This is a genomic window from Methylobacterium sp. AC690, assembly GCF_979256535.1.
In genome coordinates, this window is the sequence record NZ_CEEDOX010000014.1 from 1 (window position 1) to 13,916 (window position 13,916).

Below are 13,916 nucleotides of genomic sequence, written 5' to 3' on the forward strand. Positions count from 1 at the left end.
CGCGGGCACCGATGGCCCGCCCGGCCCCCGTCCCCGCCCCGACGCCGCAGGCGAGCCTGCCGGCGCGCACCCGCTGACCCCGAACCGGACCGTCACGCGACCGATGACAGGCTTGCCCCTGCTCTACCGTGCGGTCGTGCCCCTCGACCGCGCGACTCAACGCACCTTTCACCTCGCCAACCCGCAGCGCTTCGGCTTCGCCCGCGACGGCCATCGCGTCCCGGCGGCGATCGGCGCGTTCGGTCCCGCTTGCCGCCACCGGCCGATCCTGTTTCGGCCGGACGGCCTCGGCCCGACCCCGGTCTTCCTCGCCTGCTTCGTGCCCGCGCACTGGGCTCCGATCGACGCGGACGGCGCCTGGACGGGCCGCGACCGGCCGGCCTATCTGCGCCGCTTCCCCTTCATCCTCGGCGGGACCGGCGACGCCCCGCCGCTGGTCTGCCTCGACGACACCGGCGACCCGATCCGCCGCGATTCCGCCGGGGCGGCGCCGGCCGAGGCCGCCCCGCTGTTCCGCGAAGACGGCCGAGAGACGCCGCTGCCGGAAGAGCGGGTGCGGCCGACGGCTGATGATGCGGACGCCGCCCACCCCACCACGGCCTTCGGCCGCACGCTTCAGGATCTCGGTCTGCTGTGGGCGCTGTCGGTGCAGGGCCGGGATGCCGCGACCGGCGCCAGCCACGCGATGCACGGGGTGCTCGGTATCGACGCGGCCGCGCTGGCCGCCCTGACGGATCAGGATCTCGGGCGGTTGCGCCGCGAGGGCTGGCTCGCGGCCATTTACCCCCACCTCGTCAGCCTGCAGTCGCTGTCCGACTTCACCCGCGCCTTCGCCCCGCGCGGAGAGACCGCAGCCCAGGCCCAGGACAACGCCGCATGACCTCGTTCGCCCATCGGAAGACCGCCCTCCTTCCGTCCCCTTTGTGCGCCCCCCTTCTGGCCGTGCTCGCCTCGGGCGCCGTCTTGATCGGTGGCCCGCTCCCCCTCGACTCCGCCCTGGCGCAGGCACCCGGCGCCAAGGCTTCGTCCCCGTCGCCCACGGCGCCGGCCGCCCAGCCGCCGCTCTCGTCCGAGCCCGGTGTCACCACCGCCAGCTACGGCGACTGGGTCCTGCGCTGCCAGCGGGTCGGCACAGCCGAGAAGGCGGCGCGCCTGTGCGAGGTTTCGCAAGCGATGCAGGTGCAGGGACAGCCCGCACCGATCGCCCAGGTCGCGATCGGACCGGTGCCGGGCGAAGCCGGGTTGCGGGTCACCGCCCTGTTGCCGGTGGCCGTGAGCTTCCCCTCGACCGTCCGGATCGGCCTCGAGGAGAAGGACGCCAAGGCTCCGTTGCTCGACCTCGCATGGCGGCGCTGCCTGCCCGGCGGCTGCGTGGCGGACGGGCCGGTGAAGGAGGACCTGAAGCGCTGGCGCGAGGCGGAGGCGCCGGGCCGCCTTCTGTTCAGGAGTGCAGGGGGCCAGGAGGTGGCGATTCCCCTGTCGTTCCGCGGTCTCGCCCCGGCGCTGGACGCGCTCGGCAAGGAACGCTGATCCGTCCCCACCAGGCGATCGAGCGAGAGCAGCGACACGCGCATGATCGGAGCGTCCGTTGCGCGCCGGGCCGGCCTCGCGGCCGTCTTATGCGCCGTCCCCACCGGCGCGCCGACCGATGACGGCCGCGGCCTGTGGCGCGGCGGTGATCCGAGCCGGGTCAGCCTCTCGGGGGGCACCTCGGGCGCGGCGACGGCCGTCCCAGACGCGGTGGCGCATTCCGGTTCGGGGGCGGCGGTGGGAGCTGTTGCTGGCCGCACTGGGGCTGTGCCGCGTTCGGCCTGTCCCGCTTGGTCAACGCTTGCCTGTGTGGCCGCAGCGTGTTCACGCCCACGATCGAGACGGCTCGACGCTTGGCCGCCGCGGTGCGATCGATCCCTACGAGGCCGGCAAACCGCGAGCCCTGAACCGGTCCTGGGTGTTTCAGAGCCCGGCCGACGAAGCCGTCGCGGTGGATCTCCGGTCGCGTCTCGCTTGCGGTATCCCACGTCTCTGAAGCGATGCCCGGACGAGGCGTGGCCGCCAGACGTGGCCTTGAGACGTAAAAGGCGGTCACTCTCGCATCGTGTTTCGGCTTTGGGACGACAATCGAACGACGTCCAGAGGCAGCGATGAACAGGCGGCGCGGCGAGTTCATCGCAGCCTCTGCCGACCAGGCTTGAACGTAAGTTCGTGCAGCGCTGACCTGGTGCCGCCAAGCTGCCAAGCTTCGAATTGAAGCAACGCCGCCCGAGGTCATGATGGCCCGCGCGAATGGTTCGTACAACCATCCTCTGATGCTGCGCGAATCAGTCGACGCATCAGATGGCAGAAGGCTCCTCCGGGTGTGCCGGCAGATGTCGTGGGGTGCACGCAGTCGTCTTCCGACGGGAGTATACGTGTCGGCGAGAACATTCGCCCACCGGTCGGTAAGGTTGTCGCTTAAAAATAGTGCGGGCCGACGATTTCAGGCGGGAAAACGACTTTCCAAGCGTGGCCGTTCAGGTAGGTTGTAGCGGTGGCACGGGGTTGTGGACGCGAAGATCCCGCAGCCGAATGACCTTTCGCTCCGACGCGGGAGGCCGTTTGCAAGACTCTGCGCTTTCTTTCGATCGGGATGCTTTCGGTGAACGCTTCAAAATATGTTCTCAGCGCCGTCGCGGCGGCTCTCATCAGTTGCACCGCAGCGGTGCCGCGCGCATCCGCGGGCCCGTTGGACGGCCTCGCCGGCGGAGCCATCGGCTTCGCCCTGGGCGCCATGGCGGCTGCACCGCGACACGCCTACCACGCTCCGCGGACGCAACGCGTCATCGTCTATCGGAACCGTCCGACCCGCCGCCACGTCGCTGCCGCCCCGGCCCGTCGGAAAGCTGCGCCGTTGCAGGGCGGCGCTGCCATCAGCACCGTGTCCGATCCGTTCGCGGGATCGAGCACCGCTCGGCCGATTCCCGTCAGCGGTCGCTGAGACCACCGGGAAAGTTTTGACCGTGATGAGCCTCGTCTTGCGTCCGTTCCTCATCGGCGTGGTGGCCCTCGCGGCTGCGTTCCCGGCAACGCGTGCAGCCACGGCCGCGCCTGTCCTCAGCGTGGACAAGACGGTGGGTAAGGTGTCGGGTTGGTCGATCGGGATGAGCCGATCGACCGACGGCTGCCTGGCCGCTGCGACCTACGAGGACCAGACGACGGTCTGGATGGGGTTCAATGGAGAGAAGGACGAGGCATTCCTGGCCTTTACCAATCCCAAGTGGCGGTCAATCGAACCCGATCGCCTCTATCAACTCATGATGCTCACCGGACGGGGACGCTGGAAGGGCCAGTTCTCCGGGATCGAACGCGGTGCGGATCGCGGTCTCATGGCATCCGGGCTCAAGAAGAGCTTCGTGCTCGACATCGCCCGTGCCGGTGGGATCGAAGTGCTGTTCGAGCGCAAGTCGATCGCGCAACTCTCGTTGTCGGGATCCTCGGATGCGATCAGCGCGATGATCGATTGCCAGAAAGCCATCGTCGAAGCGAAAGCGGAAACGGCGCCATCCAGGAACAAGGCGAACCCCGACGCGGGCGTGACGCCGAGGCGGGATAGCGGGTCCTCCGGAACCGGCTTCTTCGTGTCGGAGGCCGGACACGTGCTGACCAACAACCATGTCATCAATGGCTGCACGGAAATCAATATCGCCAAGTTCGGTCTGCCGTCCCTGCGGGCGCGGCTCGTCGCCACCGATGTCCAGAACGATCTCGCGGTGCTGAGCACCGGCTTCGAGAATCCCGTGGTTCCGGCCCTGTCGCTCAAACCGAGGGTCGGCGAGAGCGTCTATGCCTATGGCTTTCCACTTCCCGACCTCCTGGCAGCCTCCGGAAATTTCACGGTCGGCAACATCACCGCCGCCGCGGGCCTCGGCGATGACACCCGCATGCTCCAGATCTCGACGCCCGTTCAGCCCGGCAACAGCGGCGGGCCTCTGATCGACCAGTACGGCGCCGTGGTCGGCGTCATCGCCTCGAAGCTCAACGCGATGACGGTCGCGAAGGCCAACAACGACATCCCGCAAAACGTGAACTTCGCCATCAAGTCGACGATCGCGCTGAATTTCCTCGACTCGAACGGGATCGTCACAGGGAGCGGCACCAAGAATCCGACTTCGCTGGATCCGGCGACCGTCGCCGAGCAGGCCAAGGCCTACACCGTGCACGTGACCTGCCGATAAGCTGTGCCGCTCGCCATCCGGCCTCGGGAATACCCCCGGGTCGGACAGCGATGCGCCGTCTCGCGCGAACACCCGACGGTCAGGTCTGCCACCCGGGCGATCGGCCGGCATATCGACCGACACGAGCGTTCAGTTGCAGCCGACGCTCCCGCACAGGGTGTTGGCACCCGTCGGCGACGCCCCGGCGATGGCGGGCGCGAAGAGCGCCGCTTTGGCAAGCTTCGCCTCCTCGTTGTCGGGCTTCAGGCGAAGGACTTCGTCGTAGTCGCGCGACGCCAGGAGGAGGTTGCCGAGCTGCGTCTGCGACTTGGCGCGGTTCATCAGCGGATAGATGAAGGTCGGCCGCATGGTGTGGGCCTGCGTGAAATCGACGATGGCCGCCGCATGGTTGTTCAGGCCGGCCTGCGCGATGCCACGATTGGCGAAACTGTAAGGGTAATCGTCATCGGCCCGGATCGCGCTGGTGCAGTCGGCGAGCGCCGCCGCGAAGGCGAGACGATCGTTGTTGGCCTTGCAGCGCCCATCGAGGGCGATCGCGCGCTGTCGAGGCGTGCGCGCTTCCGCCAGCAGAGCCGAACAGCCGGTCACCCGAGCTTCCGCCGCGCCGGTTCTGCAATCCTGCCCGGGATCGGCCAGAGCGCCTGATCCTGGCGTCAGGCATGCCGACAGAACGAGGAGCGCGGTGAGCTGACGGGCGGCTCCTGGAAACCGGTCTCGCCGACACTGCCTCGGAGTCGCGCAGGTGCCGGAAACGGTGCGGGGGCGTGGCGGCATTCGCTTTCCCGGCATGATCAGACGTCCTCGACCCGTTGTTTTCACCGGCACCGGTTCGTGAACATGTCACTGTTCGGCAATTGCATGGAGTTCATCATCTTGAGCAACTCGGCGCGATACGTCTCGCTGTGCTCGGAGGGAAAACGGCCGCCGATATGCGTGATCGTGCTGCGGTCATCGCGGCGAATCGAGACGAAGTCGAGATAGCTGCGATCGTCGAAAGCCCCTTGTCCGCGCGCCGTGCCCCGCCCTTCGAGAATGTAACCGGACCGTCCGGGCGCAGTCGTGATCTCCTGCGAGCGGGAGACCTGCGTCCGGCGTGGAGCGATCTGTTCGCTCATGTACTGGCGCGCGTCGCCGCAGCGCTCGTTCGGGCTGACCTGCACATAGATGGCGACCTGCTCGCCATGCAGCCGGGATTGCCAGACCGTGCTGTACGACTGTTTCTGAGCGTCGAAATGATCATCGGCCAGCGCTTTGATCTCAAGCAGATTTGTCGCGTAGTTCAGTGTCCAGCCGGACGCGCTCCGGGCCGTCGACCGCTGCCGTTGCGCCTCCTCTCGCAGCCGCTGGGCTTCCGCCTCCCGCTGTCGCTGCGCCTCCGCCTCGCGCTGCCGGAGGGCTTCGCGCTCGCGCTCGCGCTGGCTCTCCTGTTCGAGGCGAAAGCGGTCCGCTCGTTCACGCTCCAGTCGCGCCTGCTCCTCCCAGCGCCGCCGCTCATCGGCCTCACGCTGGCGCTGAGCGTCGGCGTCCCGTTGGCGTTGGGCTTCGCTTTGCTGCCGGTCACGCAGGCGGTCGCATTCCACGACGTGGTTCTCGACGATGCCGCGGAAGCGTCCGGCCGGATAAGCGCTGCCGTAGCTCGACGCGCTGAGGCGGTCGTCGCAGGATGCCACGGCCTTCTGAAACGCGCGCTGCTCGCGGCCGGCCTGGAGCCTGTCGGCGAAAGCGCGCGCATAGGGATAGGCGGCGGTGACCGCCTCGCATTCGCGGATCAGCGGATCGAGGGCGATGGAGCGCAGCGCTGCGGGCTCGGCGTTCGGGTCGACCTTGTTGCAGGGTGTCGTCATGCCCGCGAAGAAGCCCTGGGGCAGGAAAGAGAAGGCGGTGGTGAGCGCGCCGCTCGCCCTCGGCTCGAGATCGCTGCCGCCGAGGCCGCGTTGTAGGAATTCGTAGGATTGCAGGATGTTCTGTCCCTCCTGCGCCATCGCGCCCAGCAGAATGTCGCGCAGGGACGCGCGTCCCGCCAAGGGCACGGCGCCCGGCGCCCGGCGCCCGATTCGCTGACCGCCCATGACGCTGGCGCCCGAAGACCCTGCGGCAGCGTCGAAGTCGCAGCGGCCACCCGCAACCGGCTGACACTCGTCGACGACGGCGACGAGGTCGCGCGGCTGACGGCGTGACAGGCGTCGGAGCAGATCGCCGAGGCGTACGCCCTCGCTCTCGATGAAGGCCGGTCGCTGCGTGAGGTCGCCCGCAGCCCCCTGCGGCATCAGGAACACGTCGTCCTCGCCACCGACACTCGGGCCGAGCGCGATCACCGCGACCTGGGCCCCCTCCGGGAGCCGCGCTGCGGCTTCGCGCAATCCGCGCTCGAGTTCCGGCCGGTCCGCGGGTCCGAAGGTCCAGACGTCGAACCCGATTTCGCGCAGACGCTTGCGATAGGCTTCCTCGTCGGCATGGGCCGTCGCCGCCCGACTCCCGGCATTCGTCGCCTGGGGCACGATCAGGAGCGCGATGCGCGGACCGGACAGGACGCTGCTCCTGCCCGTCGCCGCCTGAACGGCAAGCCCTGGTGCAGCCGCGTGTGCGGACGGGGTGTGCATGCTGGCATTCAGGGCGAGAGACAGGCCCGTGAGCAGTGCAGCCGCGCGCGCCGTGGCCCGGAGCCGGACCGGTCGTGAACTGGAGAGGGCCATGGGAAGACTCTTGGAAAGCGTCATGGACGGCAGATCGCGCGCAGTCGCTCGTCGCGGCCGACGAGATCCGTGTTGGCGTCGCACAGGCTTCGGAGCGCGTCGGTGTGCCGGGGCGAGCGGTTGCGCCAGAGCGCGTAGTAATAGGCGGCGCGGGAGACGTCGGGCTGAGCGGCGGCGCGATACGTGGTGTCGGTGGTCCGGGGATCGTAGAAGCGCGCCATCTGCCAGGCAGCATCCGCGCTGGCGGCGGGATCGGCCTCCTCGAAGGCCCTGAAGGCGGCCCCTCCCTGCTGAGCCTCGATCGCTGTGCCGCCGAGCGCCAGAAACGCGCTGCCTGTCGCGCGTTCATCCAGGAGGCGTCCGTGCCGTTGGCGCAGTTCGGCAGCACTCAGACGTGGCGCCTCCGGAACGGGCGGCGTCCGTACTTCGGGCTGCGCCGGTGTGTCCGCCGGCGCAGTCGGGTGGCCGGCCAGGACAGCCTTGAGCAGGTCCTGGTACAGGTACGCGCCGATCCCGGCCCCGGCGAACAGAACCAGGAATACGAGCGCCGGCCAGATCCGGCGCGGCGCCTCTCGAGGCACTTCGGGCAGGACAAGCCCGTCGCGCACGCTGGCCCGGCGGGGCGGCTCAGGCTCGGCCGGGGACGTTTCCGAATCCTGCAGCGGGGCGAGACCGTCACCGGGTTCACCGGCGAGCGTCTCCTGAGAGGGCGCGGTTTGGGTCAGGCTGGGGGCGGGGATCGGGGAAGCGGCGAGCATGCCGGAGCCGGCGGGTGCCGGCGTGATGAACGGCCAGGACACGACCCCGAATGAGTTGCCGTCCTGGCCGACGATCTCGATCGGAACGAGTTCCTCGATGCGATCGACCACCGAGGGGCCGAAGCGGGCTACGGTGCGGCCGTCATGCTCGGTCATGGAGAGCGGGGCGAGCCACGCGATCTCCGGCTGCCATCCCTCGGTGCCGAGATGCCTCGGCTCGGTGTCCTGTCGCCGGAACGACAGCAGCGGCGAGGCGGCGCGCTGCCCGAGATCGATGAGGGCGTGGCCGCCGATCTCGTCCTCGTCCTCTGTGATGCGAAGGGTCATGGTTGTGTCCAGGCAAGTCGTCTGAGGCGTCTGTGAGCAGCGGGGCTCGAGGTCCGTGAACTAAGCGGCCGAACGCCCTTGCAGGCCCGTCAGGATCGCGCCCAGCCTGCCGTTCTGCTCGAGGTCGATGGTGACCCCGGCCGCACTCTTCGCGTTGTCCTCCACGACCCGGTAGAAGCCGTGGAACCAGTCGGTCGCGTAGGTATGGCCGAAGGCTGCCGGAGTGGGGCCGATCGACCGGGCATCGAAGGTGACCGGCCGGGCCTCGAACGCGATGCGGTCGCCCGCCTCATCCTGGATCGAGGGCCGTTCGCCGGCCGGGGGGACCAGACCGAAGCCGAGATCGCCGCTCAACCGGTTCAGGCGCGTGGCCGCGATCAGTGCGAGCTTCGCCGTCGACTGCTCGGCTCGCTCCACGGTCGCGAGGGCCCGCAGATCGGCTGCGATGGCGGCCTCCACATCCGCACGGCGAGCCAGGGTGATCATCTCGCCGACGATGATCTCCATCACGTCAACCGGAACCTGGAAGCGGCGTGTGAACCCGTCGGCCTCGATCCGCCGGCGCATGGAGCCGATCCAGGCGGTTACCGCGGCCCGGGCCAGGCCACGCTCACGATCGGACGCGCCGGGTCCCACCGGTGATCGGGCGCCCGGGACTCCACCCCCAGGGCTCGGCGCACCGGGGCGGGCGATCGCACCGGGACGCGCGATGCGAGCAGGTGCCGCCGGCGAAGCGCTCTCGGCCGGTGCCCCGGATATCGACTGACTCGCCCCATGGAGGGCTTCGGTCAGGGTGCCCACATCGATCAGGAGTTCGCGCAGCAGCGAACCGAAGCCGCCGGCCGCTACGGTCGCGTCGAGGGCGTCGAAGACATGGCCGGCAGCCTCGCGGCGCTCGGCCAGGCGGGTCTCGATGTCGAGGGCCACGTGGAAACGCCCGAGCCGCTCCCGCAGCTCAGCCCGCAGTCCATCGAGCCGCGAGGCAATCTGGGCGGCCTTCAGCTCAGGCCGGCAGACGCGAGCCAGATTCTCGACGAGGTAGCTGACGCCTCCGTCGTTGAGGCGCAACGCCTCGTCGAAGGCGCGGGCAGGATCCTGAAAATGCGCGGCGGCCTCGGGCAGGGCCACGAAGCCGCGGCGCAGTTCGGCGATCCGCTCCTGCTTCTCCGGCAGGAACCCGATCTCGCGCCGCCCCTCGTATCGGATCACCGATTCGGCCGGGTAATTCGGGTTCCGGAACCAGAACGCGTTGCGGAACGGCGCCCCCGGCGTCCACTGCCGAGGCCAGGTATGGGCCTTGCCGAAGAACCCCAGGAGTGATGCCTCGATCCGGTTGCGGAACCGCAATCCAGCATCCTGTCCGGCATCCCCCGCCTTGTCGACGAAGTGACTGTCGAACCAGGTCATCACCAGGAAGAGCAGGTTCGGCAGGGCGATCCGCGCCTCGGGGCTGGCGCCGTGAGTCTGGGTGATCCAGCGCTCCACCAGATCCGGCAGCGTCACGACCTCCTGGTTCGACGGCCTGATGCAGAGCAGCATCGTCGTCAGTTCCTGCTCGGCCACGTAGCGATCGAACAGGTAGGCGACCTTGCCGCGCAGGAAGGTCTCCTTGAGAGAGTCGGGGTGCTCCGCCAGGAAATGGGCCAGATCGACCTTCTGACGGCTGCGCGCGCCGGGGAAGTCGAGGAGGTCCGCTTCACGAAGGAAGGATCGCGGTGCATCCGCGATGTCGATCCGTAACTCCGCCGTGATGGCCGCTACGGTGGCGCGCGGCAGGGAGACCGGCGTTCCGGAAACGCCGTAGACGAGCAGCGTGTCGGCGCTCCCGGAGGCCCCGAGGCCCTCCAGGGTGGCGACATCGAGTATACTGCCTTCCCGCGGCACCAGGGCGCCGATCGGCGCAAAGATCTCGTCGGGATGCCCGAGGCGTTCGAGGGCCTCCGTGAAGTCCCGGTAGAGCCCGGTGAACGCCGCATGGCCGCCCCAGAGCGGCGCGAACAGGCGCGCGCGTCCCTCCAGGTCGAGCCCCGGGGCGAGTGTGCGTGCCTCGTCCCAGTAGCGTGCCAGCGCCTCCAGGGCGCGGCTGCCGCGCGCCTGGTCGAGCAGATAGTCCCTCAGGTCGTCGACTTCGGCACCCGTGAAGCGTGCACCCCCGGTGCGGGTCCGGGTCCGCAACTCGGCCAGGAGCGCATCGATTTCCTCGGCCTGCGGCGGATGTTCCTTCGTGGCATCGCCGTCGTGCAGGAAGCTGTTGCAGAGAACCTTAATCAGATCGCTCTCCGTCAGCACCCGAAGGCGGACCGGAGCGCCGGGCGGAGTCGGTGTCCCGCCCTCCTGGGCGCTGAAGCGCGTCACGAGCCCCGTCGCTTCCTTCTCGCCTATCGGATTGATCTCGGCGAGGAAGTCGACCGGCGCGATTCCGTCGAAACGGGCCCGCAGAGAACCGTTTTCGGGGCGGGCCAGAACCTCCACGAGGTAGGATTTCCCAGCCTGGCTTGGGCCGAACACGCCGACGCACATCGGTCGCCGCGCTGCCCGGCCGAGGCGTTCGGCCCGATGGGCGATCTTGCGCGTCGAGCGGACGAGATCGTCCCGCTCACGGCCGACGGTGGCTGCGTTGGCGGCATCGCCGAGCCAGCGCTCGGCATCCTGCGCGAGACGGCTGGTGTCGTGGCAGGCCTTGGCAAGGAGGTCAGTCGACATGGCAGAGATTGTGGTTAATCCTGGAGGAGTTGGGGGCAGACAATGCCTTCAATCGACGGAGAGAACTCCAGTATCGAGCCAGTACCCTTGCTCAGAAACCAGAGTGTCGAGCACAAGCTCGATCTTTCTTTTGACGTCGAGGCCGTCCGCATCGTAGGCATCGGTGATTTCGAATTCTTCCTTCATGGATTCCGAACGGATCAGGGCATCCGGGCTGTCATCGTCAGCACGCCCATCGCCGACGCGTTCGAGTGTGATGTCGAGGGGAAGGCGCAACGGCGTGGCCTCCTGTCCGGTTCGGAGACGCAGCCGATACAGGGGCGTTGCGATCCAGCGCTCGACCGGCAATTGCCGGTAGCCGAGGCGCATCGGCGCATAGTAGCGGAGCTTCGCAGTCATCGCGGGTCCGCTCGCCCGCGCTGCTGCGGGCGCGTCGAGGTCCACGTCGCGCAAGCAAAGACCGGCATCCCGCAACTGCCCGCTCAATTCCATCTCGCCGATGTACCGGGCGGTCGAGCGCAGGCCCAGGCGGTGGGTGAACAGGGTGAAGTTCGTCAGCTGGCTCTCGGCCAGCGCGCAGAGCATTCCACCCACCGCCGTCGTCGTCTTCGGATCGCCGATGCGGCGGTTGTCGCGATCCCGGAACGGATACCAGTTGCCGGCCTGGTACTGGTGCAGCGGCACGATCCGATCGGGAGAGACCGCCAGCTTGTTCACGAGGAGGTCGACGAAGGCCGAGAGACGCGAGGGGCGTCCCGACAGCAGCACGACGTCCACATCCAGGGCGTGGATCGCCTCGCAGAGGTTGTCGAGCACGAGGTCGAGAACCGACACCACGCAGGCGCCGACAACCTCGGCGCGCGCCTCGAACACGCAATCCACCAGGGCGAAGCCGGTGGCGCCGTCGCGCCGCGCCGGACCTTCGAGGAAATCGAGCAGGCGTGGCTGCGGCAGGGCACGGCGCGCCACGCGGCCACCGCGCTCAGGGAAGAATTCCGAGAACGGACGGGTGGTCAACTCGCCCTCGGCCTCGACATCGGCCAGAAGACGCAATCCGATCGGTTCCAACACGCGGGATACGAATTGCCGGCGCAGGTGCTTTTCCTGCTCGGCCATGTTGGCGCGGTCGCCACCGAAGCGCTCGAGCAGGAGCGCGTGCGGGTCAGGATGCCCCGCACGGCGCAGGGCCTCCTCGAGGGTCGGCAGGACGAGCCTCTCGATGACGCTCTTGAGGATGTCGTCGCCCGCGATCCTGAATCCCTCGCGGAAATTCTGCACCGGTTTGATCGCCCGGTTCCCCTCCGCGTAGTAGGTCGTCACCATCAGGTCGGTGGTGCCGCCGCCGACGTCGATGCTGGCGATCCGCACCGAGGGTTCGGCGGGCGTGCCGGGAGCGGGTCTCGTGTCCGGTTCGGCGAAGGGTCGCGGGCGGCCGATGAGCTTGAGGAAGCCGTCGACGGCCCCGCCCAGTTTCTGCGTGATCTCTCCGTAGAGATAGACGAACTGGACGCAGCTCGCCTCATCCCAGGACACGTGGACCTCCGGCTGCGTGACGCCCGGGGGTGGCGTGTCGGCCCATCCCATCAATTGCCAGATCAGCTTGACGGCGCCTTCCGCCCGGGAGCGCAGCAGACGCTGTTCCTGCACAGGCATCGCCGGTGGCAGGGTGAGGATGATCCGTCGCAGCTTGCGAGGCGCGTCCTTCGTCCGTCGACGCTCACGCACGCCGGCGTTGTTGATCATCGACAGCGCGTGGCAGACGACCTCGGCGACCATGAACGTGAAGAAGGACGACCGTGAGAAGGTCAGCCGCGATGCGCCGATCCGATCGTCGGCCTGAACCCGGATGCCGTAGCGCTTCCTGTCGGCATCGAGTTGCGAGATCACGTCGCCGCGGCTGTTGACGAACTGGCGGATCGTCCGGTCGATGAGCGGGCTCGTTCCATCGGCGCCGTAGTCGCGATCCGGAAAGCGCCATTCCTGGTTCACCGGTCTCACGTCGCAGAGATAGCGCTTCGGGCTCGACAGACCGCCGACCGCCTCGGTGCCCTGCGCCAGCTCTCGGAAACGGCTCGCTTCGGGCCCGACCCGAACGGGGCTCGGCCAGAAGAACGCGCGCGGCCGTGCCGAGAGCCGCGAGAGATGATCGCGTCCGAATCGGGCGTGCGATAGCTCGACGTGGCTCTCGAACGGCTCGACATAGGCCTGTTCTGGCTCGGACAGGTCGCGAAGCTGCAGCACGAAGGAGTTGTTGAGGTCGACACGATCCTCGTTGGGGTGCGACTCGATCAGGATCCCGCAGGTGCGGCTGTTTCCGATGTCCAGGATCAAGTCGACGGTCACCGGCTTGATCGCCGGGAGCGCCGAGACCGTATCGGTCAGACGCATGACGCGGGGCTGGATCGCCCGCTGCAGGTATTCGAGCAGCACGAGATAGCGGGCATAGTGTTCGAGGGTGTTCGGGAAATCGCTGTCCCGCAGAGGCCGGTCGGGCCGCTGGGCCGCCTTGAACTCGCGGAATTGCTCGGAGAGCCAGGACGGCACCCATTCCTGAAAGCCGGCGCGCTGGCGCGCCTCCTCGCTGTCGGAGGCCGCGCCGAGAAACCAGCCGATGTCGCGGAAGCGGAAGGCGAACCGGAACTCGTGCTCGTTGGCGGCATCGTCGAGGCTCGGCGCCGTGTACGGCCGGTTCGGGCGCCGCTCCAGAAGTTCCGTGTCGAAGGCGAAGATCACCCGATGGCTGATTGGACTGTCTGGGGCGCGGTCGGAGACCTCTGCGACGCGCACCCGCGCCCAGTTGGTCGGGCCCACGTCGAGTTCATCGCCTCCCTCGATTCCCGCCTTCACCCGCAACATCGGGATCGGCGTCCACTTCTCCAGGAAGACTTCGAGGGCGCCCCGCTCGCTGATGGCGTATTCGCGATCGGCACCGCGGGCGGTCTCGATTTCCTCTCCACCCGGGTCGGTCTCGTCCCAGGTCGGGAGCAGCCGATAGGTCTGCCGACCCGCCGGCTGGGATACGCCTTCGACCTCGCGCTCGATGAAGCGGCGCGACAGGCGACCGACGGCATCGATGTTGAACGCGTACTCGACGAACTGCACGCCGCTATGGGGCACGAGTCGGATCGTGGGACCGAAGGTGACGGGATCGACGAACATCGGGACGGATACAATCCTGATACGAGACGGCCTTGCCGGGACTCAGGGGACGCGTGGAGGAGGCA

The 13,916-nt window shown here is 68.4% G+C and carries 8 protein-coding genes; 3 read left to right on the forward strand and 5 right to left on the reverse strand.

Annotated elements, in window-relative coordinates; translation table 11 throughout:
- The 3 genes from AC0IY1_RS16820 to AC0IY1_RS16830 all read left to right on the forward strand — a co-directional run.
- The coding region (locus AC0IY1_RS16820) for a SapC family protein (RefSeq protein ID WP_471771038.1) at positions 1 to 880 on the forward strand (880 nt) is incomplete at its 5' end.
- The gene (locus AC0IY1_RS16825; RefSeq protein ID WP_471771040.1) at positions 877 to 1,530 is read left to right on the forward strand and encodes an invasion associated locus B family protein; all 654 of its coding nucleotides are present in this window, start codon (positions 877 to 879) and stop codon (positions 1,528 to 1,530) included. The genes AC0IY1_RS16820 and AC0IY1_RS16825, both read left to right, overlap by 4 nt.
- A 1,565-nt stretch (positions 1,531 to 3,095) precedes the next feature.
- Positions 3,096 to 4,211, forward strand: a complete 1,116-nt coding sequence (locus AC0IY1_RS16830) for a S1C family serine protease (protein WP_471771042.1) — start codon at positions 3,096 to 3,098, stop codon at positions 4,209 to 4,211.
- A gap of 129 nt (positions 4,212 to 4,340) precedes the next feature.
- Here AC0IY1_RS16830 and AC0IY1_RS16835 read toward each other — a convergent pair whose 3' ends face one another.
- The 5 genes from AC0IY1_RS16835 to AC0IY1_RS16855 form a co-directional block, all read right to left on the reverse strand.
- Positions 4,341 to 4,799: a tetratricopeptide repeat protein gene (locus tag AC0IY1_RS16835; RefSeq protein WP_245435919.1), complete on the reverse strand. Its 459-nt coding sequence runs from the start codon at positions 4,797 to 4,799 to the stop codon at positions 4,341 to 4,343.
- 227 nt (positions 4,800 to 5,026) lie between these two features.
- Positions 5,027 to 6,904, reverse strand: a complete 1,878-nt coding sequence (locus AC0IY1_RS16840) for an MAP7 domain-containing protein (RefSeq protein ID WP_471771044.1) — start codon at positions 6,902 to 6,904, stop codon at positions 5,027 to 5,029.
- A 20-nt stretch (positions 6,905 to 6,924) separates the two neighbouring features.
- Positions 6,925 to 7,989 carry a hypothetical protein gene (locus tag AC0IY1_RS16845; RefSeq protein ID WP_471771046.1) on the reverse strand — a complete coding sequence of 355 codons (1,065 nt, stop codon included), beginning with the start codon at positions 7,987 to 7,989 and terminating at the stop codon, positions 6,925 to 6,927.
- Positions 7,990 to 8,049: 60 nt separating this feature from the next.
- Positions 8,050 to 10,692, reverse strand: coding sequence for a virulence factor SrfC family protein (locus AC0IY1_RS16850; protein WP_471771048.1), 2,643 nt, complete (start codon positions 10,690 to 10,692; stop codon positions 8,050 to 8,052).
- Positions 10,693 to 10,740: 48 nt separating this feature from the next.
- Positions 10,741 to 13,851: a virulence factor SrfB gene (locus tag AC0IY1_RS16855; protein ID WP_471771051.1), complete on the reverse strand. Its 3,111-nt coding sequence runs from the start codon at positions 13,849 to 13,851 to the stop codon at positions 10,741 to 10,743.
- Between the last annotated feature and the right edge of the window lie 65 nt (positions 13,852 to 13,916).